The sequence below is a fragment of the Arthrobacter sp. StoSoilB5 genome, from assembly GCF_019977235.1.
Classification (GTDB): domain Bacteria; phylum Actinomycetota; class Actinomycetes; order Actinomycetales; family Micrococcaceae; genus Arthrobacter.
On the sequence record NZ_AP024646.1, the window covers coordinates 776,055 to 801,543 of the forward strand.

The window sequence follows — 25,489 nt, forward strand, 5'->3', positions numbered from 1 at the left end:
AAGAAGTTAGCCCTTTACGCTTGAACCGATGTTGCTGGAAATGAATTGGCGTTGGAAGAAAATGAAAAGCGCGATGGCAGGGGCCGCGAGGACGCAGGCACCGGCCAGGATGGCGCCGAACGGGTTTGAAGCTGTCGCGGCGATGTTGGAGATGTAGTTGGCCAGGGAAACGGCCAGTGGCTGGATAGCCTGGTCCTTTGTCACCAGGAATGGCCACAGGAACTCGTTCCACGGACCGATGAACGTCAAGAGGACCGCTGTGACGATTGCCGGCCGGACAAGCGGAATGGCGATCTGCCACAGGATCCTAAGCTCAGACGCGCCGTCGATCCTCGCTGCTTCAAACAGCGTTGACGGCAACTGCATGAAGTACTGGCGGAACACGAATACGGCAGTTGAGTTGATGGCGAACGGCAGGATCATGCCCAAATAGCTGTCAGCCAGCCCGTAATCGCGCACGATCATGACGTACAGCGGGATCAGCAGCAGCTGGAACGGGACCATCTGCACCAGGAGCATCATTGCGAACACCACACCGCGACCCCGGAACTGCATCTGCGCGAGCGCATAGCCAACCAGCAACCCAAACACCACGGTGAAGAAAATGACGCCGCCCGTGAAGATGCCGGAATTGGCCAATCCACGCAGCAGATCGATTGACCCGTTGATGCTGCTGTAGTTCTCGACTGTGAGGTTTGCCGGATTGGGGAATGCGCCGGCCACAGAAGTATCCGGCGAGCCCTGCAACGAGCCAATGAGCATGTAGTAGAAGGGAAAGAGGAATACGAAGGCGCCGATGGCCAGAAGCACAAAGCTTCCCACGCCGAGGTTCCGGTGCTTTTCCACAGAGGAGTTTTCCGGAGCGACGTTTTCCGGAACTGACACTGACGGACCAAGCCGCCGGCCGTCGTCGTCGTTTGTTCGGTTGCTGGCGCTGACTACCGACATGTCAGGCCTCCTTCCCGCCCACAAGGCGTTTCTGGATCAGGGCAATCAGCAACACACCGATCACCAACACCACCCCCAGCGCAGCGGCGACATCCGGATTGCCCTGCAGGATGCCCTTTTGGTACATGAGGAACACCGGCGAGGTGGATGCGCCATCCGGCCCGCCGCCACCGGTGAGGAGGTACGGCTCAGTGAAGAGGTTTGCGCCAGTAATAGTGGCCAAAAGGGTGACGAGCACGCTGGCCGCGCGCACGCCCGGAACAGTGACGTTCCAGAACTGAACCCACTTGTTGGCACCATCCACAGAGGCGGACTCGTACAGTTCATCCGGGATGTTCTGGAGCGCGGCGAGGTAGAGCAGGATGAAGAAGCCCAGCTGTTTCCACGTCACGTACAGCGCCACGGTGGGCATCGCGAGCCAGGAGTTGACCAACCACGACGGGTTCGGAGCCAGCGGTCCCATGAGGGAGTTCACCAGGCCGTTCTGCTGAAACAGGAAGAGCCAGACTCCGACAACGGCTACGCTCGCCGTGACGTATGGGACGTAGTAGCTGACCCTGAAGAAAGTCTTCAGCCTGGTGACCCGGTTCAAGGCGTTGGCCAGCACGAGGGATAAGCCCACGGTGAGTGGAACGTTGATGGCCAGGAACACTCCGATGTTGGCGAACGATCGCTGGACAGCGGGGTCGGACAAGATGGTGACGTAGTTCTCCAAGCCCACAAAGGGACGTTCCACGGGTACACCGGGGGCCGTGAAGAAGAAATCGTGGAAGGAAATGTAGACGGCGTACCCCAAGGGGTAAGCCAGTACCGCCAGGATGAAGATGACGTATGGTGCGCTGAACAACAATCCCAGCGGCTGAGGGCCAAAGATGCACTTTGGCCTCAGCCGCCGGAAGACTGTTCTCCCGTCGGCTTTCCGTGTTGCGGATGTGCTTTCGGAGGAGGCGAGTGGCATGGGGGCCACGGCTACTTTTGGGCTGCCAGTTGGTTGATCTTCTCTGCCGCGCCCTTGAACGAGGTGTCAATGCTCTCGTTGCCGAAGATCACTGACTTGGCGTAGGCGGTGCGGAAGGTGGACCAGATTTCTACCGAGTTGGCCACGTTGGGGACCTCCACGGTGTGCGCGGCCTGCTCGGCAAACCGCTCATAGGCAGGGTTTTTCGCGAAGTAGTCAGGGTAGGTTGCCGTCAAGTCCTTGCGCATGGGCATCTGACCGCTAACGGCCAGCAGCTTGCCGTCCTGTTCCTGGCTGGTGGCGAATTTCATGACCTCCCAGGCCGTGCCTTGGTTCTTGCAGGCTGAGTACATTGCCACATTCTTGGCGTCGGAGAAAGTGTAACCGTCAGCCTGGGCCTTGGAACCTGGGATTGGTGCGGTACCCCAGTTGACCTTGCCTTTGTAGTAGTTGATGGCCCAGGGCCCTGCCATGGCGATGGCCGCTTTACCCTCGCCGAAGGAATCACCTTGGTAGACCTCGCTTGAGGCCAGTTTTTCCTTATAGAGGGTCTCAAACATGCCGGCAACCTGCTTACCTGATTCGTTGTCGAAGGTGGCTTTACCGTCCTTCACCAATGGGGTGCCCCCGGAATTGGCGGCGTAGAACGGGTAGAAATCGAACCAGGATTGGAAGAAGTCGCTTGCCGGGGACGGCCAGACGGCATTGGCTACTGATCCGGACTTGACCAGAGTGCGGGCGGTGTCCAGGAACTCGTCCTGTGTGGCCAGCTTAGGGTTTTCCGGGTCCAGCCCGGCCTTCTGGAAAATGTCCTTGTTATAGAAGAGGACCACGGGGTTGGACTTCCACGGCAACTGGTACATCTTGCCATCGGTTGACTTGTATTGCTCTGCCAGGTCTCCTATGCGCTCCTTGATGTACTGCGCGGCGTCGGGGAACTTGTCCAGTGCCACCAGTCCGCCTTGTTTCTGGAATTGCGGCACTGCCACCGGGGCGGTGTTGAAGACCAGGCACGGCGCATTGCCCGCTGTGATGGCCGCTCCGATGACTTCCTCGGAGGACTTTCCGGCCGGGATTTCCTGGGCGTCGATTTTTTCGTCGGGGTGGGCGGAATTCCACGACTCCACCATGGCCTTGCCCCACTTCACCTCGAACTCGTTGTTTGAGTACCAGATCTTGATGGGGCCTTTGGCCGCGGTTGCAGCGTCAGCGGTGGTGGTGGTGCTGCCGCTTCCTCCGCCGCCGCAAGCCGCCAGCGTGGCACCCAATACTGCCATCGCAGCCATGGACACGATTCGTGTCGAAGTAAGTCCGTGCTTCATTGCAACTCCTCATTGAAGGTAATTGATGCGTGGTGGAGCGTTGGTACTTGTGATGGTCCGTTGCGGCGGTCATGACGGCGGTCATGGCGCAGGACACGGGAATGCATGGCCACGCGCTGTCACCCATGGGTGGCAGCAGCGAGGCGCGTTACAGCGGCATTGCTGGAACTTCTTTGTTGATCCGGCTGGCCTGGCCTGGTCGGTCAGTCAGTCAGCCGGGCTGACTGGGCCGGTAGAGCCACGGATAAGCAGCCGTGGGGCTTGCAAGAGAATGTCTTCGGCGGGGGTTCCGTTGAGCCGATTGAGCAGCAGCTGTGCTGCCGTCTGCCCCCACAAAAGCGGATCGGTCGAGATGGTGGTCAGCGGGGGGTTCAAGTACTGCGTGATCTCGGTGTTGTCGTAGCCAGTGACGGACAAGTCTTCCGGCACATTGAATCCTCGCGTTTGGGCAAGTGATTGTCCGGCGATGGCCATGAGGTCGTTGGCGTAAACGATGGCCGTGGGCCGGTTCGGGCGGCTGAGTAAAGATTCTGTGGCGGCTGCTCCGCCTGCTGCCGTGAAATCGGCCTCGATAAACAGGTCCGTTCCGAGTCCAGCTGATTCGAGCGTTCGTGCCCACGCGCCGTGGCGGCTTCGGCTGTGGACGTAGGGCTGGGGCCCGCCCACGTGGGCGATTCGAGTATGTCCCAGAGAGATCAGGTGCTTGACGGCGGACGTGATGCCATCGGTATCGTCCATGCAGACCGCGGGGAAAGGTGAGCGCGTGTCCGGCCGATTGAGTGTGACAGCGGGCAGTTCCAGCTCGCCGAGCAGGGCGATGCGGGAATCGTTGTTCCGCATGTCGGTGAGGATGACGCCGTCCACGCGACCATCCTCTACGAGCTTTCTGTAGCTTTTCTCTTCTGCCTCGGGGCCGGAAGCGATGGACAGGACCAACGTGTATTCATGCCGGACCAGGGTGGTTTCGATGCCAGCTATGAAGGCCGGAAAGAAGGGGTCCGTGCTGAGCAGTTTCGCATCACGTGCCACCACGAGTCCCAAGGCATAAGCCTTGGAGGAGGACAGTCCCTTGGCCCGGAGACTTGGTTTCCAGCCCAGTTCCTTGGCAACTTGGAGGATCCGCGTCCGCGTGCCTTCGCTGACGCCCGGCTGGCCATTCAGCGCGTAGGAAACAGCACCCTTGCTCACGCCTGCTGCATTCGCGACGTCGTTGATGGTAACGGCCATGACTCCCCAATTTACGAGCAGTGATCCCGATCACTTGACCGGTTCAGTTGTTGGTAAGTAAACCGGTTCAGTTGACCTATGTCAAGCAGGATGAGGCGGGGCTTATTGCACGCTGGTGCGACGTGTCACTTCGGAACGGGGCAACGACGCGGGCAAGGGCCACGCTCCAGTGTTGCCCGGAGTTCCGCGATGGGGATGCGCCCCGTCACGAGATCGCGCGCCAGGCGCGCGATACCCCGCAGGTCAGCCGCAGCGGTCCGTACGACGTCGATATTTGGGTCGGGATTGTCGGTCCAGTCGACGGGGACTTCGTGAATGCGCAGGCCGCAGCGCTCAGCGATAACCAGGAGTTCGGTATCGAAAAACCACGAGTCGTCCCTAACGTGCGGCAGGATCCGATGGGCTACATCCGCGCGGATGGCTTTGAAACCGCACTGGGCGTCGGAGAATCGGGCGCCCAAGACCAGATGCAGCAGGATGTTGTAGCCGCGGGAAACCAAGGTGCTTCGGCGACCACCAATCGCATTGGAAGTCCGGGCTAGCCGTGTGCCAATGGCAAGATCCGAATGGCCGGAAATTACTGGTGCCAGCAGGGGAGCCACCGCGGCAAGGTCGATGGACATGCCGGCTTCGACGTAGGCCAGCACAGGTGAGGGTGAATGGAGCCAGACATGGCGGATCGCATTTCCCCGCCCTCGTTCCTGGAAGCGCAGGACCTTCAGGCTCGGGAGTTCGCGGGCCAGCCGTTCGGCAATTCTCAATGTGGTGTCAGTACTGGCGTTGTCGGCCACAGTGATCTGGAAGCTGTAAGGCAACGAGTCCACGAGATGCGCGTGCAGCCGGCGCAGGCTCCACTCGATGTGGCCTTCCTCGTTGAAGACGGGAACCGCGACGTCAAGGACGGGAACTGTTCCCCGGATGTTCACGGGAGACCGCCGCGACCGCTGTTGAGGCACGGCTGAAGCACCACAGTGCCCAGCGTGTGCAGCGTGCTGCACTGCGTTGCCCGCTGGATCTATGAGCGTCATGCATCCAGCATGCGGCCAGGGATTATGAGGGCCATAGGCAGCCGCTGTGATGTGACTGTGAAACGTGGAAAGCCTTGAAACGTGGAAAGCCTTCAAACGGGGAAACGGCCTGAACCGCGAAAACCGCCCCGGTTCCTGCCGGTCGCTTCAATAAACACTGCGAACGGCGGAAACGGGGCGGCAATCAGGCCCTGCACGATTGAGCCCGCTGGGGTGGGCTCAAGCCTGCTTCAGGGTTTGGCTTAGTACCAGTTGTTGGCCAAGTGGAAGGCAAGGGCGGCCGAGGGGGAGCCGTAGCGTTCCTTGATGTAGTTCAGGCCCCACTTGATCTGGGTCTGGTAGTTGGTCTCCCAGTCAGCGCCGGCAGTCGCCATCTTGGAAGCCGGCAATGACTGCACGATTCCGTAGGCGCCACTGGAGGCGTTGGTCGCGGTGGTCCGCCAGTTGGATTCCTTCTCCCACAGCGTGTTCAGCGCAGTCATTTCGCCCGGACCCCAGCCGTAGTTGGCGAGGATGCTGGCGGCGTACGCCTTGGCAGCTGCGGGATCGTCCACTGCCTTGGGGGCAGCTGCGGCGGCTGCGGCTGCAGCAGCGGCGGCATCTGCAGCCTGCTTGGCGGCTGCGTCAGCGGCAGCCTTCTCGGCGGCGGCTTGTGCGGCCGCTGCCTGGTCCGCGGCAGCCTTCTCAGCGGCGGCCTTCTCGGCGGCGGCTTGTGCGGCCGCTGCCTGGTCTGCGGCGGCCCTATCGGCGGCGCCCTTCTTGGCGGCAGCATCCAAGGAAGCTGAGATTTCCGCTGATTTGTTGCTGACCTGGGCGGTAGCCTGCGTCTCGGACGCCTGGCTCGTTTCCGGGAGGTTGAACGCAGCGTTTGCGGCCTGGCCGAGCGAGGCGACGCCCAAGGCGGCGGCAACGACTCCTGCAACAACGGACATCCGCTGCCCGGTCTTGCCACGGCGTGCAGCGTTCTTCAGAACGGTTTGCGACTTGGTCAGGGGAGCATTGTGTTCGTCACGGTGACGCGCGGAAGGGCGCGTCTGATCGTTGAATTCAGACATGTGTGATTACCTCTCAGCGCCTGCGGAGTTAGCTGTCGGGTTCGGATGAGGTCATCCGGCCGCGCGCGTAGCTGCGGCTTCACCCCAAGGGCAAGGAAAATACTGTGCCCGGAGACTCTGGGTCCCCCGTCTCTGCCTCGAATGAGAACGGAACTCCGGGAAGTGGCAGAGCTCGGCGCATCCCGGGTGTGGGGCCAGTTAGGGGCGACCCACCCTTTCGACGGTACAGGAGGTTTCGGCTTAAGTCACATTTAGGTAACAGAGATCACGATCACGGCGCGTCATGTTGCCCGATTCGTTATGCGCGTTCGTTTGAAACTGAGGGAAGCCGGAGGGCGAACTCAGTGCGTCCCGGCTTGGACGTAACTTCCACGCTTCCGCCGTGCGCTTGAACGATCGATTCGACAATGGACAAGCCCAATCCGGAGGTCCCCTCAGAGCCCGATCTTGCGGCGTCAGCCCGGGCAAATCGCGAGAAAATACGGCCTTGGAATTCGGGCGGAATGCCAGGCCCATCGTCAGTGACGGTGACCACCGCACTACCGTCAGCAGAGAGCATGACGCCTGTGACTACCGTGGTGCCGGGATCTGTGTGCTTGCGTGCGTTGGACAGCAGATTGGCCAACACTTGATGCAGTTGGGTTGCGTCACCGCGCACCGTAATCGGTTCGTCAGGGAGCTGGAGCTTCCAGATATGGTCCGGTGCCATCACCTTTTCGTCGCTGACGGTCTCGATCACCAGCTGCGTCAGGTCCACATCCGTGACCTTCAACGGCTGGCCTTCGTCCAGGCGCGCCAACAGAAGCAGGTCCTCCACTAGCGTGGTCATCCGTTCCGATTGGCTCTGGACGCGTGCCAAGGATTTTCGTCCATCGTCGGTGAAGTTCTCGGTCATGCGTAGCAACTCTGTGTAGCCGCGGATGGCGGTCAGTGGCGTCCGGAGTTCGTGGGACGCGTCGGCCACAAATTGTCGGACCTTGGTTTCGCTTTCCTGCCGGGCTGCCAGCGCCCTGGCAACGTTGTTGAGCATTTGGTTCAAAGCGTGGCCAACGCTGCCCACTTCCGTTCCCGGATGGGAGGCCGACGGCGGTACGCGCACCGCAAGTGCCACGTCACCGGCGTCGAGGGGCAGCCGCGAGACTTTCGTCGCGACTTCCGAAAGCTGCTCCAGGGGCCGCATGGTCCTACGGATAATGACGGTACCCGCGAGTCCGATCAGTACCAGGCCGCCAAGAGAAACAAACACCATGGTCCATACCAGCGATGCCTCGGCGTTTTGCTTGTCAGCCAACGGCAGTCCCGTCACGATCACGTCGCCGTAGGCGGTCTCAACGGCCACCAGCCGGTAGTCGCCATTGGACAATGAGCGGTCCACAGGCAGATTGCCGCGGGGGAGTGACAGCAGGACCTGCTTGTCTTCGGCCGAGAGTGCGGCGCGCCGTCCGTTGGCATCTATGAGGCCCGAGTTGATGACGGTGGAACCATCGATCCTCGCGTTGAGGGTCCCGGCACCTTGGCCGCGGGCCTCCAGGGGATCTGGCCGGCCGCTTGAAGGAAAGTTCGACGGCGGCCTGCCGAAGTCATTCGCGCGGCTGGACGCCTGCTCCAACTGCTTATCGAGTTGCTTGTTGAAGTACATGTCCATGGAGGCATAGCTGACCACCCCGACTGCACCACAAATCGCCACCAGCAATGCCATTGCCACCAGGACCAGTCGCGTGCGCAGATGCCAGGTAGAGGGATTGAACCAGCTCCGCTGGGTCTTGCGGGCTACTCCTGAAAGGGTGGACAAGGTTCAGTCCGCAGGCTTGATGACGTAGCCGGCCCCGCGGATGGTGTGGATCATCGGGGGGTGGTTGGCTTCGATTTTCTTGCGCAGGTAGGAAATGTACAGTTCCACGATGTTGGCCTGCCCGCCGAAGTCGTAGTCCCAGACGCGGTCCAGGATCTGTGCCTTGCTGACCACGCGCTTGGGGTTCTCCATGAGGTAACGAAGCAGCTCAAACTGCGTTGCCGTGAGCTGGATGTCCTCGCCGGCGCGGGAAACTTCGCGTGTATCCACGTTCAGGGTGAGATCGCCCACCACCAGTTCGGCGGTGTCCATGGCGGCTACGCCTGATCGTTGGACGAGCCTGTGCAGGCGCAGGAGGACCTCCTCCATGCTGAAGGGCTTGGTGACGTAGTCGTCGCCGCCGGCGGCAAGGCCTACGATGCGGTCCTGGACAGCATCCTTGGCTGTGAGGAACAGCGCAGGTACTTCGGGCGCGAAGGCGCGTATCCGGTTGAGGACCTCCACACCGTCAAATCCCGGAAGCATGACATCCAGCACCAGCACGTCAGGGCGGAAGTCCTTGGCAATCTTCACGGCTTCTGGTCCGTCGGCAGCTACCGCCACGGACCAGCCTGCCATGCGCAAACCCATGCTCATGAGTTCGGCAAGGCTGGGTTCGTCGTCCACTACCAGGGCTCGGATTGGGGAGCCGTCCGGGTGGGAGAGCTGGGGAAGGTTGTTGGTCATGGAGTGCGAGGAGGCCATGTGACAACTCTCCATTCTGCTGGTTTGCCGAGGCTTTGGCAGTCCTGTGAGGACGCTGTGAGATCAACACTAGCTACGTGGGAGTTAGGTGGCAGGAGTTCGTGGACCCTGGGCAGGCCCATACAGACTGTTTCTACGGCTTGTAGCAGATTTTGGAGCAAAAATTCGAGATCGGACCGGCTTGCGATTGGACAGCAAGTGTTTCAGATCTTGAGATTCCGTCCTTCTGTGCCGAATGGGAATCGGGGAGGACATCATGCCTTATCGGCCGAAGAAAATTCACCATATACCGAATATTTCTCGTCGAGACCGAATGAAATGACGTTCATTTTCAACGAGGGAAGAATTGTGATCTGCGGCACAATAGACCCTCTTGTCTCAAAATGTGGACGGTTTGGCGCTTTGTTACTTGCGTGTTGCCATTGTTACGTTGCACACTTCCAATGTGAACAAGAACTCAACAGCACCTGCAGCCGCAGCAATCTGGTCCAGCACACCCGCTGGCGACGAGACCCGCTGTTGTCGAATGCAAGCCTAACTTTCCACCCCAAAGAAGTTTCAGGCATTCGCCCCCTAGCCCAGCGTTGGGCGCCCTTCCCCAAACTCATTGCGGGGACAACCAGCATTCGAAGCCGCGATGACGGCTATTCACTTTTGAGGTAATCACTCCATGTCAGTTGCATCCGGTTACGTCCACATCTCAGTCCGAAACGCCAACAAGGCCGCTTCAAACGCAGGGCTCCGCCCCGGCTTCGGCAACCGTCCCGGGTACGCCCCCGCCACCCAGGGCAACGGCCAGCAGGCCCCCGGCTACGTGCCCCAGGGTTACAACCCCAACTCCTACGGCCAGTTGCGGGCAGTTCCCACCAACGAGCCAGCACCCATGACGGCGCCCACTCCCGTCATTGCGCAGTCTGACCGCCTCCGCCCCGTCGCCAACGACAACGTGGCCCGCGGCTTCGTGCTCTACATGGGCATCGACGAAGAGACAGCAGCAGCGGCTGGTACGTCCATCGCCAAGCTTGCCCAGGAAATCCGGGCCTATGCCCAGTCCCTCGTCACCGGCGCAGAGAGCTACGCTGCAGTCGCCGTTGCACCGGCCGGGGCACCCGGGTCCGCACTCGACGTCGTGCGTTCCACCTTCGGTGACCCCACGGTCGCAGCCCGCCAGCGCACCGAGGCTGCGCGCCCGGCACCGCAGCAGGAAGCCCGCCCCTCCGGCGTGCTGATCGACCTCGCCCGCCGCGAAGTCCACCTCGACGGTGAGTCGCTGAACCTGACGTTCAAGGAATTCGAGCTCCTCAACTACCTCGTCGAAAACGGTACCCGCACGGTTGGCCGCGACGAGCTGCTTGAGGGCCTGTGGCGCAACGCCGAAGAAGTGCCCAACGAGCGCACCATCGACGTCCACATCCGCCGCCTCCGCTCCAAGCTGGGCCGCCTTGCCAACACCGTGCGCACCGTACGTGGCCAGGGCTACCGCTTCTACGAGCACCCTGAGGTCATCGTCTGGGCCGCTCCGGAATACTCGATCTAAGCTACTGCTGCAGCAGAAAGGCGGCATATCCCTCTGCGCCTGCGCTCGTGCCTCCCCTCCGCCTCCCTGCCCTCGCAAGCTCGGTCAGGGAACCCGGGCGGAGTGGGCCCAGCAACAACGGCGCTATCGGGACATGCCGCCTTTCTGCTTTTGTAGTGCTCCCGTGAGTATTGGCCTCCGCCGCGGAGAGGGTTTGCCGCTATAGGGTTGGTTCATGAGTGACCATCACATCAGGCGCCTTGTGATCATGCGGCATGCCAAAGCGGATTGGCCCATGGGGGTTCCGGACCATGAACGTCCCCTCGAGGAACGCGGACACCGTGAGGCCCCACTGGCCGGAAGATGGTTGCTCAAGCATGGCGTCGTTCCAGACTTCATTCTGTGCTCGTCTGCGCTGAGGACCCGCCAAACCTGCACGTGGGTGTGCGATGAGTTGGGAGACAAGGCGCCGACGCCCAAGCTCGAGGACGGCCTGTACGCCGCCTCGGCAAACCGGATGTTGACCGTGATCAACCACGTCCCGGACACTGTCACCACCTTGATGGTTATCTCGCACATGCCTGGCGTCCAGGACCTGGCCATGCACCTCGCTTCGCGCGATTCGGACCATGATGCCTATATGGATGCCGCCACACGGTTCCCAACCAGTGCTTTGACAGTGATGGAGACTGACAAGCCATGGGCGGAGCTGGATGGGCAGGACGCCCGTCTGACGCACTTTAAAGTGCCGCGCAAGTAGCTACGCCCGTTGCTCAGCCCCTGACGGGCAGTTCGTGCTCGGCCGCCACTTCGCGCAGCAGGCGGACTGCATGCCGGATATTGGGGCTGGCGGTCATGGTTTTTCTGTACACGATTCCCACCGCTCGCTGCTGGATGGGGTTGACGACCGGCACGGCAACGACGCCCGGTGGCAGGGGCGGCCTGCCCAGCCGAGGCACCAGCGCTACGGCCACGGCCTGCTCCACCATGGCGATATGGGTGGAGAAGTCGGGATCGTAGACACGGATATCTGGGACCCGCCCCAGCCCGGCGAAGATCTGCAGGAGGGCTTCGTTGCAGATGGCGCCAGCCGGTGTACTGACCCAAATTTCGTCCAGCAGGTCTTCACGCTCGACGACGGTCCGTCCAGCAAGTTCGTGGCTGCTGTTAACGAGGACGTCGGCCTGGTCCAGGCACAGGTCTTCATGCACCAGATTCTCAGGAATGACAAGCGGCACGGAGTTCCAGTTGTGCACTACGGCAAGCTCAGCCTCGCCTGATGCAACCCGCTGCACGGCTTCACGCGGGTCCTCCGCCAGCACGCTGATTTCAAGTTCTGAATCCGTGGTGCCAATACGTCCGAGCATGGGCCCCACCAAACCGCGGCAGGCCGTTGAGAATGCCACGAGCCGCAGGAGCCCGGAAGGCTTGGCGGGATCGGCGAGGAGTGTTGCCTGCAGCTCCTCGAGTTCGCCCATGATCCGCCGTCCGTAGCCGGCGAGGGCAAGGCCCCTTTCGGTAAGGAGTACGCCGCGGCCGTTGCGTTCCAGCACGGTCACCCCGGTTTGCTTCTCCAACTTCTTGATCTGCTGTGAAACCGCCGATGGACTGTAGCCCATCACATCGGAGGCAGCCACTACCGATCCGTGCTGTTCCACGGCTACCAGGGCCCGCAAGGCTGAAATATCGATCATGAAGTAAATCTACTTGGTTTCATGCTGAATTCAACGCTGGTGCTTAAACCATTCAGGTGCCAGAGTGTTTCTCGTGAACTTCCGCCACTCTGCCCTCGCCGTCCTTGTCGCCGTCCTGTGGGGCGTGAACTTTGTCGCCATAGACCTGGGGCTCCACCCCAACGGTCGCGATGTCCCGCCCCTGCTTTTCGTCGCCTTCCGATTCCTGCTCGTGGTGTTTCCGTTCATCCTCTTCATCCGCAAACCGGACGTGAGTTGGAAGGCGATTATCGGCGTCGGGCTTTTCATGAGCGCCGGTCAGTTCGGATTGCTGTACCTGGGCATGGCGCTGGGTATGCCGGCGGGCCTGGCCTCCCTTGTCTTGCAGGCGCAGGTGCTGTTCACAGTGCTGATCGCAGCGCGGTTCCTGGGCGAGAGGCCCAATCGCAGGCAAATGCTCGGGGTTGTGCTGGGCCTGGCGGGTCTCGGCGTGGTTGCTGTTGGGCGCAGTGCCGTGGCGCCCGTCCTGCCCCTCATGATCGTGCTGGCCGCAGCGTTGTCCTGGGCGATCGGAAACGTGGTGGCGCGCCACTCGAAAGCGACGTCGGGGCTGGGCCTGGTGGTCTGGTCCGGGGCCGTGGTGCCGCTTCCTTTGGCGGGATTGTCACTTGTGGTGGACGGTCCGGGCGCCATGTGGGCGACCATCACAGACCTCCAACCAGCTACGATCCTGAGCGCAATCTACACGGCGGTTTTCGCCTCGCTTATTGGGTACGGCATCTGGAACCGGCTGCTGACGCTCTACCCGAGTTCCGACGTCGTGCCTTTTACGCTGCTGGTTCCGGTGGTCGGCATGACGGCGGCCTGGCTGGTCCTGAACGAAATCCCTACGGTGGCCGAAATCATGGGAGGGCTGATCCTGCTCCTCGGAGTGGCGACTGCCGTGCTCGGCGCCTCGCGAAAACGCACGGAAACTCCCGTTGTGAGGCCCGCTCTGCGCGTCTAATCGCTCGCGAAGCACGCAGTGCAGGCCCCGCAACGCAGGCGTTAGCGCCTCGGGGTGGGTTTGCGTTGGGGTGAAACGCTCGACGCCGGGCGCTTGGCAGCTGTTGCAGGCCGAGGGGTGGATGCTCGTTTAGTTGGTGTTGCGGCCCGTGTAGCCGTGGTCCGCTGAGCCGTGGTCCGCTGAGCGGTGGTTCGCTGAGCCGTGGCCCGCTGAGGGGTGGTCCGCTGAGCCGTGGCCCGCTTAGCCGCTGGGACGGGTTGCCGCGCCCGGGCGGAACCCCACGAAGGCCAGACCGCCCCCAGGAACAGGACCAGCAAGGTTCCGCAGCCAGCCACGGCGGCCAAGTAGAAGTAGATGTCGGAGTCCTCGGTGCTTACCGCACTTCCCATGGCGTTGGCGTCCTGGTTGAACGCCAGCCCCCACATGCGAAGGAACGCGATGCTGAAGCCGATGAACAGGCTGGTGCCGGCGGCGCCAAGGAGAACCACAAGGTATCGCCGCCGGTTGAAGACCTGCACGATCGAGGCCAAGTAGCACGTCAGCACCGCTCCCAGGAACAGGTACAGGACCAGTTCTTCGAGGACCACAGCGGCGAGCACCAAGAGCCCGAGAGACACAAAGGCGGCCACTACCGCAAGCTTTCCGCTGTTCCCCATGTGACGCATGAGGTTAATCATCGCCGACCAGCGGGCCGCGCCACGCCGTCGTAGATTGCAGTTGGATACCGTTCCCGGGAAAGCGCTACTTGATGACGTACCCGTGCATGATGGTCATGACGGCGGCCACGCTCTGTTCGCGGGTGCGCTCCGGGTTATAGGTCTGCCGGTCGAGTCCCACCACGAAGATTGCCCCGAAGATCGCAGCTTCCAGGCTGCCCCGGGCGATGGACTCGTCCACCTTGTACCCGGAAGCAACGCGCTCCACCGCCGAGCCGATCACGGCCAGGAGTTCACCGCGTAGCTCCGCGAACACGGCACTCCACTCGCCCGGAGTCCGCCAATTCTCGCTGACCCACAGCCGCGCGAAAGACGGGTACTCGTCCATGAACTCCATGGCCTGCCCCACCATGTTCTTCATGGACTCCAGGGGATCGCTGCTCTGCCCTTCGATTGCTTGGAGACGTACCAGCATAATGTCTACGCCGTGCCGCAGCAGCTGCGCGATCAGGTCCGATTTACTGCCGAAGTTGTAATAGACCGTTCCCTTGGACACTCCTGCCGCGGCCGCGATCTCATCCACGGTCACGCCAGCGGCGCCGCGTTCGCCGATCAATTCCATGGACGCTTCGAAGAGGCGCTGTTTGGTGGCGTTGGTGCGTCCCGGCCGGAGCTTCTTCTCGGCAGGGCCCTGGCCCGCCGGCTCGGTGGTAGTCATACTGCGATCTCCGGCTTCAACGTCTTGAGGGTCCACATCTTGTGTTTGCGGACAGCGAGCGTGGACAGTGCCGCTCCCAGCAAAGTGTATCCAAGCAGGCCCAGGACCGTCGGCCAGATCATGCTGAGTTCGCCGCCGTAGATGAGGTGCCGCATCCCCGTGACCACGTAACCCATGGGCAAGACTTCATGGACCACGTGAAGTGGCATGGGAGTGGTCTGCCAAGGGAACGTGCCGCCGGAAGAGACCAGCTGCAGGACCAGCAGGATCAGCACCACGAACTTGCCCGGGGTTCCCATCAGCGCCACGATGCCTTGGATGATCGCACTGAATGCCATCACCGCGGCCAGCATGAACAGCCACATGCCTATGGGGTGGGCGGCGTTCAGGCCAAGGCCCAGGTTCACCACGAGGGTGAGGATGGTGGCCTGCAGGACTGAGACGACGAAGAAGGGAAGCCAGCCTCCCACCGCGATTTTCCAAGCGGGGGCGTTGGATGCCAGCGCCCGTTGGGTGATGGGACGCATGGCCTGCACCAGCATGAAAACGCCGATCCACAAGGCCAATGTCAGGAAGAAGGGTGCCAGCCCGGCGCCGTAAGAACCTGCCTTGGCCTGCGATACGTTGTCCACCGCCACGGGATCGGCGATCACCTTGGACACACTGCTTTTCTGTTCGTCGTTCGGGTTTGGGATGTCTCCGGCACCCTTGGCAAGTTCCGTGGCCAGGGTATGTGAGCCATCGGAGGCCTTCACCGCACCGCTGGCAAGCTCCCCGGCGCCGTCGTTGAGTTGGTGGGCGCCGTCGTCGAGCTTCACTGCGCCATCCAAGGCGGTCTGCTGGCCGGCGGCGAGGGTGGAAGCGCCAGTGCTGAGCTGCCCGGCTCCTGCCGCAGCCTGCGAAATGGCGTCGGTGAGAGTAGGCGTTGCGGCGGCGAGCTTCGAAGCCCCGGCGCTCACGGCCGCTGAACCATCGGAGAGCTGCTGGATTTTGGCGGCATCGCCCGCGATCTTGGCCTTTGCGTCGGTAACCGGGCCGGAGGTTGCAGTGGAGTCGAAATCGGCAAGGATCTTGTCCGATTGCTCCTGGGTGAGCACGCCAGCGCTCACCAGCCGCGCATTGGACTCGACAACGCGATTGCGAAGGCCTTTGTCTGCGGCATCGAGCTGCCCGACGACGTCCTGGACTTTCGCGTTCAGCTCCGCGTTCCCGGCCGCTACTTGCGCTGCACCGTCGGCAAGCCTTTGCGAATCCGCAGGGAGGGTCGCAGTTTTGTTTTTCAGCTCGGTGAGGCCCGAACTCAACTGGCCGGCGCCGCTGTTGAGTTGGACAGCGCCGTCGCGCAGTTTGGTCTGCCCGGCGACAAGCTGGTCTGCCCCCGTGACCAGCTGGGTGGTGCCGTCATGCAGCGTTGCTGCGCCGTCACTGAGCTGCCCCACGCCTGTAGCTAGTTCGGATGCTCCATCCGCAGCCTTCACGATGGAGGCGTGGATGGTGCCGAAGCCGGTGAGGAGTTGGTTGGCTGTTTCCTCGCCCACTTCCTTGGCGACCGTTGAGTGCACGGCCGTGGTGAGTTTGTCCACGATGGTGCTCAGGAGGTAGTTGTTGGCGTCGTTGGTGGTGACATGGAGCATTGCCTGGTTGGCGGCATCGAAGCTGCCGGGGGAGACCAGGTTGGCGGAGAAATCCTTGGGGATCCGCAGCGCGAAAGCGTACTCGCCCGTCCGAACACCCGCGTCCGCGGCTTCGGCGCTGGAAACTTGTTTCCAGTTGAAGACGTGGCCGTCCACCAGGCTGTCGGCAACCTTCTTGCCAGCCTGCAGTTCGGTGCCATCTTTTGGGGTTGCCCCAGTGTCCTCTACTACCAATGCGGCGTCGATCTGGTTCAGGTTGCCGTAAGGATCCCAGTTGGCATAGAGATATACGGCGCCGTAGAGCAACGGCACCATCGTCAAGGCCAGGATGGTCAGCTTGGGCAGGAGCCCGCCGGTCATGCGTTTGAGTTCGGAGCGGGCGAGCCGCAGAACAGTCACTTTGCAGTCCTTTGAAGTACCGGGGTTTCTTGGGGTTGTTCTTGTTTGGTTGCGGCGGGTTGTTCGGTGTCCGTGTGCGTTTCGGGTTCTGGCTCCCGTTCCGTTTCCGGTTCGGGCGGGTGCAGGATTGAGTTACCGATCACCGCAGCAGGGCCGGTCCAGTTCTCCGGAAGGGCAGCGACGACGGCGACGACGGCAAGCGGCCGCCCGGCGTCGGACGCCAATGCCTCAAGTCGCGGCAGCCATGCTCCGGGATCGGCGCTGTGGCGATCGGGGGAGTCAACCACGAGGAGGTCGGTGGCCGGATCCGCCAAAGCAAGGGCAGTCAGCAGTTCCAGCCGGCGGCTGGCGGGAAGCTGTTCAATCCAGAGGCCGGCGATGTCCTCGAAGCTGTTGATCTTCAGCCACGGCTTGCTGAGCAGGGCACCACGGTAGCGGCGCGGAATGAGGGAGAGGTCCTCGGTGACGAGGTCACGGACGCTCAGGTGCTGCTCGGGCTCGTTGACCCCGGGCGAATCAACCAAGGCGCTGGCGAGCCGGATCTTTTTGGTCTTGGTGTTGTTGTCCCAACTGAGGACGCCGCTGCTGGGCTTCATGCGGCCGCTGAGTCCCAAGGCCAACGCGGTCCGCTGATCCTGGCCTTCGCCGGACACGAGCAGGAGTTCGCCGCGGCGTGCTTGGAGTGACGTTGCCGGAAGGAGATCGTCCCGGCGGCCGTTGATCTGGAGTTGCTGTACGGACAGCACAATGAAGCCTTTCGCAGAAATGGTGTCTGCTGAAAGTCTAACTGAACTGACTGGTCAGTTCAAATAGGGGCTAGAGTCCGTACTTCTCCAAGAGCCGCAACCACACTTCACTGATGGTGGGGTACGAAGGAACCGCGTGCCACAGCCTGTCCAATGGGACCTCGCCAACGATCGCGATCGTGGCCGAATGGAGCAGTTCAGCTACCCCTGGGCCAACGAATGTAGCGCCGAGGATGACTTTCCGGTCCTCATCCACCACGATCTGAGCCCACCCCTTGTAGCCGGGGGAATAGAGCTGCGACCCGGAAACGTCGATGGGCAATTCCACGCCCGTGACGTGCCTGCCTTGGAGTAGGGCCTGCTCAAGGCTCGGACCCACCGATGCTACTTCCGGGTCCGTGAAGACGACGCTTGGAATCGCGTGCTCGTTGGCGGTGTGGGCCCATGCACTCCAAGGGCGGGGTGTGCCCTGGAGCTTGCCGTTGGCTCGAGCGACGATTGCATCGCCGGTGGCCCGCGCTTCATACTTTCCCTGATGCGTGAGCAACACTTTGCCCGCGGCATCACCTGCGGCGTACAGCCACAGCCCGCTGGTGCCATCGCTGGCCGGGCCCTCGACCAATCCGCTGGCGTCGGTAGTGAGCCGCAGCGGTTTTCCGTTCTGCGGTTCTACCCCCACATTTTCCAGGCCCAGATTGGCCAACGCTGGATGCCTGCCGGACGCGACAAGGAGTTTGTCGGCCATGATGACCTCGCCGTTGAGCGTGACCGCCACTGACCCGTCGTCGTCTTCTTCGACTTTTTCGACATCAGAATGGAGGTGGACGGTGACGCCATCGGCTCGCAGCCCGGCCAGGACCAGATTGGCAGCCTCCTCGGTGTAGCTGCTCAACAGGCGGCCACGTGCGATGAGCGTAACCACTGAACCGAGGCGGGCAAAAGCCTGGGCCAACTCCACGCCGGCCACACCACCTCCGAGCACCGTGAAACGCTTGGGGATGGTTTTCGCCGCGGTCGCGCCGCGGGTGGTCCAGAACGGCACGTCCCTCAAGCCTTCGATATCCGGGATGGTGGGGGTTGAGCCTGTGGCCACAACCACTGCATGATGCGCCTTGAGGGCGTAGCTGTTGCCATCGATACCGTCCACCTGGACCTCGCGCGGACCTGTGATGCGGCCTCGCCCACGGATCAACTCGATGCCCGCATTATCAAGCCACTCGACCTGGCTCCCGTCCTGCCAATTGTTCGTAAACCAGTCCCGGTGCTTCAGTGCTGCCTCGGCATCAACCAATCCCGTGACGGCTTCCGAAGCCCCGGGAATTCCTTGCGCCGCGTGGAGCACGCTGCCTGGTCGAAGGAGAGCTTTGGAAGGGATGCACGCCCAGTACGAGCATTCGCCGCCCACCAGTTCACTTTCCACAATCACTGCCGTCAGTCCGCCACGAGCCACTCTGTCCGCGACGTTTTCCCCGACGGCGCCCGCGCCGATCACAATTACGTCGAATTCACGGGAGCTTTCGGCAGTCATGGGAGAAGCCTACAACCGCTGCCCGGACGTTGTGAGGCCTGTTTTGCATGCTCAAGAGGGCCTATGGGGACGGAAGGGGGGCCCTCATTTTGCTTGTCCATATATTGATATCTATATCTCAACATATGGATTTCAGAACTAGGCTGCTGCTCATGAGCACTGACTTGAAGCCATTTGTGGATTGGGCCTGGTGCGCCCGCAACCAGGGAAAGTTCATTCTCGTGGATACGCGCTGGTACCTGGATGGATCATCCGGGAAGGATGCCTACCATGCTGGCCATATCCCAGGCGCCATCTTCATGGACATGGATAGATGGCTTTCCGGGCCAGCTTCCCAAGAGGCTGGGAGGAACCCGCTACCTGATCCTGAGGTGTTTGCCCAAGGGATGCGGGAAGCCGGCATCAACGATTCCGACACCGTGGTGGCCTATGACGACGCCGGTGGAGTCATCGCGGCCCGGCTGGTGTGGATGCTCCGATCGACAGGCAACAATGCAGCCATCCTGGACGGGGGTATGGGGAGCTATCCGGGAGACCTCACTGTGGAGGGCACGGAACGCCGGAGGGGCAGTTTCTCGGCCCGAGTGTGGCACCTGCTGGCAGACATCTCGGAGGCTTCCTCTGAAAACTACATCACTGTGGATGCCAGGAATCGCGACCGCTTCGAGGGCCGCCAAGACCCCATAGATCCCCGACCTGGCCACATACCCGGTGCCGTGAATGTCCCATGCCGCGGGAATCTCGACTCCACGGGACACCTGCTCCCGGAGCCGCAAATTCGTGCGAACTTCGAGCGTGCAGGAGTGGTGTCTGCATCGAACACCATTACCTATTGCGGATCCGGAGTGACCGCCTGCCACAACCTCCTGATGATGGAGCAATTGGCAATGGGCAAGGGGAGGCTATTCGTCGGCGGGTGGTCCCAGTACGGGCATGCGACGGACAGACCGGTCGAGACGGAGAGCTAACCCCTGCAACACAGGTGCTACCTGTGCATCGCGCCCTTGAACCAACCCGTAATCGTGGCCGGGTGTGTGATGCCGGTGCCTACAACTACGGCGAACGCACCGGCATCGAGGGCCTGACGTGCCTGGGTCGGGGTGTGGATCCGGCCTTCCGCGAGCAGCGGCTTGCCCAGTCCCGCGGAAGCGATCTGCTCCAAGAGAACCAGGTCCGGGCCGTCGGACTTCGGGCGCTCGCCGGTGTAACCGGCCAACGTGGTACCGATCAGGTCCGCGCCGGCTTCAACGGCTGCAACAGCATCGTCAAACGAACCGCAATCGGCCATGACCAGCGCATGGGATTCCGCATGAATACCGGCAACGGTCGCTTGAAGGGACAATCCGTCAGGGCGGACCCGCCGGGTCCCGTCGATCGCCACAACATGCGCACCGGCACCAGCCACGGCAAGCGCGTGCCGGAGCGTAGGGGTGATGAAGACGCCATCGTGCCCGTCCTTCCAGAGCCCGATGACGGGGACTTCGACGGCGGTGCGCGTGGATTGCACGTCGGCCAACCCTTGGACGCGGACCCCCGCGGCGCCGCCGATGACCGCTGAAGCCGCCAATTGCCCAGTGGTTCGCGGGTCACGCATCGGCTCGCCCGGGTACGCCTGGCAAGAGACGATCAGCTGGGAACGGAGGGCTTCGAGGCCTTCAGTGGTGAGGATCATGATGTCTTTCTCTGCTAAAGAACAAGTTTCGCGGCACCAACGATGGCCGCGGTGTTGCCGAGGGTCGCCCGCACTACCGGGACGTCGTCCAACGGTGCCAGCAATTCCTGGCGCAGGGCCGTCTCCATGGGTTTCCACCAAAGCTCGCCGGCATCGGCCAGCCCGCCGGATATCACCACGGTTTCGGGGTCGAGAATGTTAATGAGCCCACCTACGGCTTGTCCGGCCGCCGTGGCCCCGATGCCGATGGCACGCAAAGCGGCAGCACCGCCGTCGTGAGTTCCTGAAGCGGCCAGCGCAAACACGCCCCGCGTGTCCGCTGCCTCACGCGAAGAACCACCAAAGCGCAGGAACGATTCGTAAATGGCGGGCCCCGAGGAGATGGCCTCGATGTGTCCTGATCCACCGCACACGCAAGGCAACGGAACGCCGTCAAACACAGCCAGCGGCGACGCGACGTGACCTACATGCCCGCCAACAAAGCGGTGTCCCAGGACAGGAGCGCCGTTCAGCACAAAGCTCCCGCCAACTCCGGTTCCGAAGGCGACCATGAGCGAGCTCGAGGAACCGGCAGCCGCACCAAGCCAGGCCTCACCGAGGGCGTGGGCGTGGACGTCGTTAACGGCACGCACCACCGGGACAGCAAGCCGTGAGGACAGCCCGGTAACAAGGGAAGTCCCGGCCCAGCCAAGAATCGCGTCGGTCGCCGACACCACAGACCCGGCAACAGCATCGATGACCCCTGCGGAGCCGACGCCGACGCCGGACACGGAAAGTCCGGCGTCGGCAGCGCGCTCCACCAAGCCCGTGATCAGCGCTGCGGTGGCGTCGAGGATCGCCTCGCCACCGTCCCTGTTCAACGTCGGAATGGTCTCCGACATGAGCACTTCACCAAGCTCGGAAACAACCCCGGCGGCGGTTTTGGTGCCGCCGAGATCAACACCGATCACGTGGGTCGCTTGGGCTAGGGGAGCGGTCACGATAGCTTAGACCAGCCCGTTCCGCTCCAGGATTTCGCGAATCAACGCGGTCTCCGATTCATTCAAAGACAGCATGGGCTCGCTCATGGTGTTCGACTCGATGACTCCCATGACCTGCAGTGCGGTCTTGAAGGCACCCAGCCCAGCGGCACCACCGGAGACGCGGCCGTTGGGGGTGTAGACGATCTCGAAGACGTCGGCCAGGCGGTCCTGCTCCCTTGCCGCGAGAGCCCAGTCTCCGGCCTGCGCGGCGTCGAAAAGGCGTCGGTAACCGGCCGGGTCAACGTTGCCAAGACCCGGAACGACGCCCTGCGCGCCGCCAAGGAGGGCGCCATCCACCACAACTTCGTGACCCGTGAAAATGTCGAAGTTGGGAATGTCCTTGGCTGCCAAAAGCAGCTGGCGGAAGGAGACGTCGTCGCCCGAGGAGTCCTTGACGCCGGCGATAACACCGTCGCGGCCAAGCCGGACCAGCAGGTCCGTGGGCAGCTTGAAGTGGGTGCGGACCGGGACGTCGTAAGCGAAGATCGGCTTGTCGATGGCGGCGTGGATGCTGCGGAAGTGCGTTTCGGTCTCCGCGGCGTTGCCGATTGCGTAGTACATGGACGTGACTACGATCGCGTCGGCACCAAGATCCACCACTTTGCGCGCTTCCTCGATCACGCGGTTGGTGGTCTGCTCGTTTGCGCCCACGATCAGCGGGACGGCTCCGGCGTTGGCGTCGGCGATGGTGGAGACCACCAGTTCACGCTCGGCGTTGGTGAGGTAGGGGACTTCGCCGGAGGAGCCCAGGACGAAAAGGCCGGACACACCGCCGTCGATCAGGTGCTTGGTGACGTTTTTCAGCGACGTAGTATCGATGCTGCCGTCGGCGTGGCGCGGGGTGATGACCGGGGGAATGACGCCCTGGAACTGAGTGGACACAGAAATCTCCGTTGTTTGTAACTTGTGAAAGGAAAAGCTAGATGTGAAGCAGGCTCGGCGCGGCGCCCAGCAGCTTCTTGGTGTAGTCGTTGCTGGGGTTGTCGAAGACCTGTGCGGCTGTGCCCTGCTCGACGATTTTGCCGAAGTACATGACGCAGATGCGGTCCGATACATAGCGGACGGTCTGGATATCGTGCGAGATGAACACCATGCCGAGGTTCAGCTGGGTCTTCAGGTCGGACAGCAGGTTCAGGACCTGCGCGCGGACCGAAACGTCCAGGGCCGACGTCGGCTCGTCCGCCACGATGATGTCCGGATCCAACGCCAGGGCGCGGGCGATCGCCACACGCTGGCGCTGGCCGCCGGAAACTTGCGACGGCGTCACCTCGGCTGCCGATTGCGGCAAGCCGACCAGCGCCAACAGTTCCTTGACCTTGGCTGCGCGGCTGGCCGCGTTGCCGATTCCGTGGATCTGAAGCGGATCGGTCAGGATGTCCTGAATGGTCATGCGCGGGTTGAGCGCCGTCGCAGGATCCTGGAAGACCACGGAAACGGAGCGGCCAAACTGCTTGCGCATGGATGCGTTCCGCTTGATGGCCGGCTTGCCGTGGAACAGCACCTCGCCCGACGTCGGCGGCTGGAGTCCCACGAGCACGGACGCGAGCGTGGACTTGCCGCAGCCGGACTCACCCACGATGCCCACGGTTTCGCCACGGCTGATGCTGAAGTCAACGCCGTCGACGGCTTTGACGATGTTCGGCCGGAACAGGCCGCCCGTCCGTGCATGGTGGTAGACCTTGACGTCCTTGAGTTCGATGACCGGCTTGGAGCCTTGTTGAATTGACTCGCTCATTTCGCGTCCTCCTTCAGGTGGCTCGCCCAGTAGTGGTCGGCGTCGTCCCCGTTCGCGGTTGGAACAGTGGTGAGGACCAGCTTCTGGTGGGGATCGGCGTCGGCACGCAATGAACGTGCTGCGAACCGGTCACCCGTGGCGAAATCCCGCGGGGACGGGACTGTGCCGGGGATCTGGTGCAGGCGGACGGCGTCGGCCTCGATGGAGAGGACCGCGCCGAGCAAGCCCCGCGTGTACTCGTGCTTGGGGTTCTGCAGGAGCTCCGATGCCCGTGCGGACTCAACCACTTGGCCGGCGTACATGACCGTGATGCGGTGGGCCAGCGAGGCCACCAAAGCGAGGTCGTGGCTAACAAACACCATGGCGAATCCGAGCTGTTCGCGCAGCTCGTTCAGGAGATCAACAACTTGCTTTTGGACGGTGACGTCCAAAGCGGTGGTGGGTTCGTCGGCCACAACGATCTTCGGTGAACGGGACAGGGCCATGGCGATCAGCACGCGCTGGCGCTGTCCGCCGGAGAGCTCGTGCGGGTAGCTAGCCAAGGTCCGGACGGGGTCCAGTTTCACCATTTCCAGCAGTTCCGCCGGGGTCTTTCGCCCGCCGCGCTTGGTGAGCTGCTCCATCTGGTCCTTGATCTTCATGGACGGATTCAGGGAGCTCAAGGCGTCCTGGTAGACCATGGCGATTTGTTCGCCGCGGAGGCCTTCGTAGGCTTTGACCTTGCTGTGCTTGGTCTCTGGGTCCAGCAGTTCCTTGCCGTCGAACTTGATGGATCCGGTGACTTGGGCCGTCTTGGGCAGCAGTCCCATCACCGCCAACGAGGTGATGGATTTACCGCAACCGGATTCGCCCACCAGACCCATGGTTTCGCCTTCGCGGACCGTGAAGGAGACGTTGTCCACGATCGCGATGTCGCCGAAGCGGCCCGGGAAGCGGATGGACAGGTTCTTCACTTCGAGGACGTTGCGGGCGGTTGCCGCGACCTGGGGGAGGCGGTCCGTGCGCTTGGCTTCGATGGCTGCGAGCAGTTCCAATTCCTTGTCCAGCAGGAGGTGCGGGTTGGTGGCTGCGACCCTCACATCGGTGAGGAGGGCTGACTTGCCGAAATCATCGGTGCCGGCGTCTCCGGAAGCCGCGCGGACGCCGTCGAGCTCGTGTTCTTCAACCACGGAGGGCTGGGCGACCGACGTCGCAACCTCGGAATCAACAGCTATAGCCGCGGCAGAGCCGTCGTCGTCCTTTACCACAGGAGCACGGCGCAGCTTCGGGTTCACCATGGCGTCGGTGAGGCCCTCGGCCAGGATGTTCAGGGACAGCACGGTCAGCAGGATGGTCACACCCGCGAAAGTGGTGGCCCACCAGCCGCCGGACAGGACCAGGTTGCGGCCGTAGGAAATCACGTTGCCCCACGACGGCGCAGGATCCTGGACGCCGGCGCCCAGGAAGGACAGCGATGCCTCGAGGATGATGGCGTCGGCCACCATGACCGTGGCGAACACCAGCACCGGAGCGGCGGTATTGCGGACGATGTGCTTGACCAGGATGTAGAAACGGCCTGCACCGATCACGCGCTCGGCACGGACATAGTCTTCGCCGTACTGGGCCAGCACGTTGGCGCGGACCACGCGTGCCAGTTGGGGAGTGTAGATGATGGCGATCGCGATGATGATCGTCGGAACCGAGTTGCCGAAAGCGGCCAACAACACAGCAGCCAGCGCGATACCGGGGAATGCCATGAGTATGTCCATGAGCCGCATGATGATCTCATTGACGGACTTGCTGGACGTCGCGGCGAAGGAACCGAGGAGTGCACCGGCGAGGATTGCCAGGCCAACTGCGCCAAGGCCGATCAGCAGCGATGACTGGGCACCGAAGAGGAGCCGCGAGAAGATGTCACGGCCCAGACGGTCCGTGCCGAAGAAGTGTTCGGTGCCCGGCGGGGTGGCCGGGATGAACGTCTCCAGAGGATCGTGCGGTGCAATGACCGGCGCGAAGACGGCTGCCAGGACAATCATGATGAGGAAGAGCAGGGCGATGCGGGAGCCCCAGGGCAGGGCCTTGAAGCGTATGCCCGGGGCGCTTAGCCGTTCTGCGAGCTTGCTGCGCATGA

23 protein-coding genes and 1 riboswitch are annotated in these 25,489 nt (G+C 62.4%); of the genes, 4 read left to right on the forward strand and 19 right to left on the reverse strand.

Annotated features, from left to right (window positions below; genetic code table 11):
• Positions 1 to 6: 6 nt before the first annotated feature.
• The 8 genes from LDN75_RS03735 to LDN75_RS03770 form a co-directional block, all read right to left on the reverse strand.
• Positions 7 to 762, reverse strand: coding sequence for a carbohydrate ABC transporter permease (locus tag LDN75_RS03735; RefSeq protein ID WP_223937473.1), 756 nt, complete (start codon positions 760 to 762; stop codon positions 7 to 9).
• Between the two features lie 187 nt (positions 763 to 949).
• Positions 950 to 1,837 (reverse strand): sugar ABC transporter permease, encoded by an 888-nt coding sequence (locus tag LDN75_RS03740; RefSeq protein ID WP_223937474.1) that lies wholly within the window; start codon positions 1,835 to 1,837, stop codon positions 950 to 952.
• An 80-nt stretch (positions 1,838 to 1,917) separates the two neighbouring features.
• Complete coding sequence (locus tag LDN75_RS03745) at positions 1,918 to 3,228, reverse strand: extracellular solute-binding protein (RefSeq protein ID WP_223935841.1); 1,311 nt, start codon at positions 3,226 to 3,228, stop codon at positions 1,918 to 1,920.
• Positions 3,229 to 3,435: 207 nt separating this feature from the next.
• A complete protein-coding gene (locus LDN75_RS03750) occupies positions 3,436 to 4,455 on the reverse strand; it encodes a LacI family DNA-binding transcriptional regulator (protein ID WP_223935842.1) in 1,020 nt (339 codons plus the stop codon).
• A 125-nt stretch (positions 4,456 to 4,580) separates the two neighbouring features.
• Positions 4,581 to 5,483 carry a glycosyltransferase gene (locus LDN75_RS03755; protein WP_223935843.1) on the reverse strand — a complete coding sequence of 301 codons (903 nt, stop codon included), beginning with the start codon at positions 5,481 to 5,483 and terminating at the stop codon, positions 4,581 to 4,583.
• A gap of 242 nt (positions 5,484 to 5,725) precedes the next feature.
• Positions 5,726 to 6,538 carry a hypothetical protein gene (locus tag LDN75_RS03760; protein WP_223935844.1) on the reverse strand — a complete coding sequence of 271 codons (813 nt, stop codon included), beginning with the start codon at positions 6,536 to 6,538 and terminating at the stop codon, positions 5,726 to 5,728.
• 3 nt (positions 6,539 to 6,541) lie between these two features.
• Positions 6,542 to 6,726, reverse strand: a riboswitch (cyclic di-AMP (ydaO/yuaA leader).
• 110 nt (positions 6,727 to 6,836) lie between these two features.
• Positions 6,837 to 8,330: a HAMP domain-containing sensor histidine kinase gene (locus LDN75_RS03765; protein ID WP_223935845.1), complete on the reverse strand. Its 1,494-nt coding sequence runs from the start codon at positions 8,328 to 8,330 to the stop codon at positions 6,837 to 6,839.
• A gap of 3 nt (positions 8,331 to 8,333) precedes the next feature.
• Positions 8,334 to 9,074 (reverse strand): response regulator transcription factor, encoded by a 741-nt coding sequence (locus tag LDN75_RS03770; RefSeq protein WP_223935846.1) that lies wholly within the window; start codon positions 9,072 to 9,074, stop codon positions 8,334 to 8,336.
• 670 nt (positions 9,075 to 9,744) lie between these two features.
• Between LDN75_RS03770 and LDN75_RS03775 the strand changes: the two genes are divergently transcribed.
• Positions 9,745 to 10,611: a winged helix-turn-helix domain-containing protein gene (locus LDN75_RS03775; protein WP_223935847.1), complete on the forward strand. Its 867-nt coding sequence runs from the start codon at positions 9,745 to 9,747 to the stop codon at positions 10,609 to 10,611.
• Positions 10,612 to 10,825: 214 nt separating this feature from the next.
• Positions 10,826 to 11,350, forward strand: a complete 525-nt coding sequence (locus LDN75_RS03780; RefSeq protein WP_223935848.1) for a histidine phosphatase family protein — start codon at positions 10,826 to 10,828, stop codon at positions 11,348 to 11,350.
• Between the two features lie 13 nt (positions 11,351 to 11,363).
• On the opposite strand, the gene LDN75_RS03785 is transcribed toward LDN75_RS03780, so the two are convergent.
• Positions 11,364 to 12,284 (reverse strand): LysR family transcriptional regulator, encoded by a 921-nt coding sequence (locus LDN75_RS03785; RefSeq protein WP_223935849.1) that lies wholly within the window; start codon positions 12,282 to 12,284, stop codon positions 11,364 to 11,366.
• 64 nt (positions 12,285 to 12,348) lie between these two features.
• On the opposite strand from LDN75_RS03785, the gene LDN75_RS03790 reads away from it, so the two are divergent.
• On the forward strand, positions 12,349 to 13,269 hold the full coding sequence (locus tag LDN75_RS03790; protein WP_223935850.1) for an EamA family transporter: 921 nt from the start codon (positions 12,349 to 12,351) through the stop codon (positions 13,267 to 13,269).
• 41 nt (positions 13,270 to 13,310) lie between these two features.
• Here LDN75_RS03790 and LDN75_RS03795 read toward each other — a convergent pair whose 3' ends face one another.
• The 5 genes from LDN75_RS03795 to LDN75_RS03815 form a co-directional block, all read right to left on the reverse strand.
• The gene (locus tag LDN75_RS03795) at positions 13,311 to 13,934 is read right to left on the reverse strand and encodes a hypothetical protein (RefSeq protein ID WP_223935851.1); all 624 of its coding nucleotides are present in this window, start codon (positions 13,932 to 13,934) and stop codon (positions 13,311 to 13,313) included.
• 76 nt (positions 13,935 to 14,010) lie between these two features.
• Positions 14,011 to 14,643, reverse strand: coding sequence for a TetR/AcrR family transcriptional regulator (locus LDN75_RS03800; protein ID WP_223935852.1), 633 nt, complete (start codon positions 14,641 to 14,643; stop codon positions 14,011 to 14,013).
• The gene (locus LDN75_RS03805) at positions 14,640 to 16,676 is read right to left on the reverse strand and encodes a YhgE/Pip domain-containing protein (RefSeq protein WP_223935853.1); all 2,037 of its coding nucleotides are present in this window, start codon (positions 16,674 to 16,676) and stop codon (positions 14,640 to 14,642) included. The genes LDN75_RS03800 and LDN75_RS03805 overlap by 4 nt, the downstream gene beginning before the upstream one ends.
• Positions 16,673 to 17,422, reverse strand: a complete 750-nt coding sequence (locus LDN75_RS03810; protein WP_223935854.1) for an ABC transporter ATP-binding protein — start codon at positions 17,420 to 17,422, stop codon at positions 16,673 to 16,675. Before LDN75_RS03810 ends, LDN75_RS03805 begins: the two co-directional genes overlap by 4 nt.
• A 70-nt stretch (positions 17,423 to 17,492) precedes the next feature.
• Positions 17,493 to 18,950 carry an NAD(P)/FAD-dependent oxidoreductase gene (locus LDN75_RS03815; protein WP_223935855.1) on the reverse strand — a complete coding sequence of 486 codons (1,458 nt, stop codon included), beginning with the start codon at positions 18,948 to 18,950 and terminating at the stop codon, positions 17,493 to 17,495.
• A 152-nt stretch (positions 18,951 to 19,102) separates the two neighbouring features.
• Between LDN75_RS03815 and LDN75_RS03820 the strand changes: the two genes are divergently transcribed.
• Complete coding sequence (locus LDN75_RS03820; protein ID WP_223935856.1) at positions 19,103 to 19,918, forward strand: sulfurtransferase; 816 nt, start codon at positions 19,103 to 19,105, stop codon at positions 19,916 to 19,918.
• A gap of 17 nt (positions 19,919 to 19,935) precedes the next feature.
• On the opposite strand, the gene LDN75_RS03825 is transcribed toward LDN75_RS03820, so the two are convergent.
• From LDN75_RS03825 to LDN75_RS03845, 5 genes are read right to left on the reverse strand one after another with little or no spacing between them, the layout of a single operon-like run.
• Complete coding sequence (locus LDN75_RS03825; protein WP_223935857.1) at positions 19,936 to 20,622, reverse strand: N-acetylmannosamine-6-phosphate 2-epimerase; 687 nt, start codon at positions 20,620 to 20,622, stop codon at positions 19,936 to 19,938.
• A gap of 14 nt (positions 20,623 to 20,636) precedes the next feature.
• On the reverse strand, positions 20,637 to 21,602 hold the full coding sequence (locus LDN75_RS03830) for an ROK family protein (protein ID WP_223935858.1): 966 nt from the start codon (positions 21,600 to 21,602) through the stop codon (positions 20,637 to 20,639).
• Positions 21,603 to 21,608: 6 nt separating this feature from the next.
• Positions 21,609 to 22,526: a dihydrodipicolinate synthase family protein gene (locus LDN75_RS03835; protein WP_223935859.1), complete on the reverse strand. Its 918-nt coding sequence runs from the start codon at positions 22,524 to 22,526 to the stop codon at positions 21,609 to 21,611.
• 37 nt (positions 22,527 to 22,563) lie between these two features.
• Positions 22,564 to 23,379, reverse strand: coding sequence for an ATP-binding cassette domain-containing protein (locus LDN75_RS03840; RefSeq protein WP_223935860.1), 816 nt, complete (start codon positions 23,377 to 23,379; stop codon positions 22,564 to 22,566).
• Positions 23,376 to 25,487, reverse strand: a complete 2,112-nt coding sequence (locus LDN75_RS03845; protein WP_223935861.1) for a dipeptide/oligopeptide/nickel ABC transporter permease/ATP-binding protein — start codon at positions 25,485 to 25,487, stop codon at positions 23,376 to 23,378. Before LDN75_RS03845 ends, LDN75_RS03840 begins: the two co-directional genes overlap by 4 nt.
• Between the last annotated feature and the right edge of the window lie 2 nt (positions 25,488 to 25,489).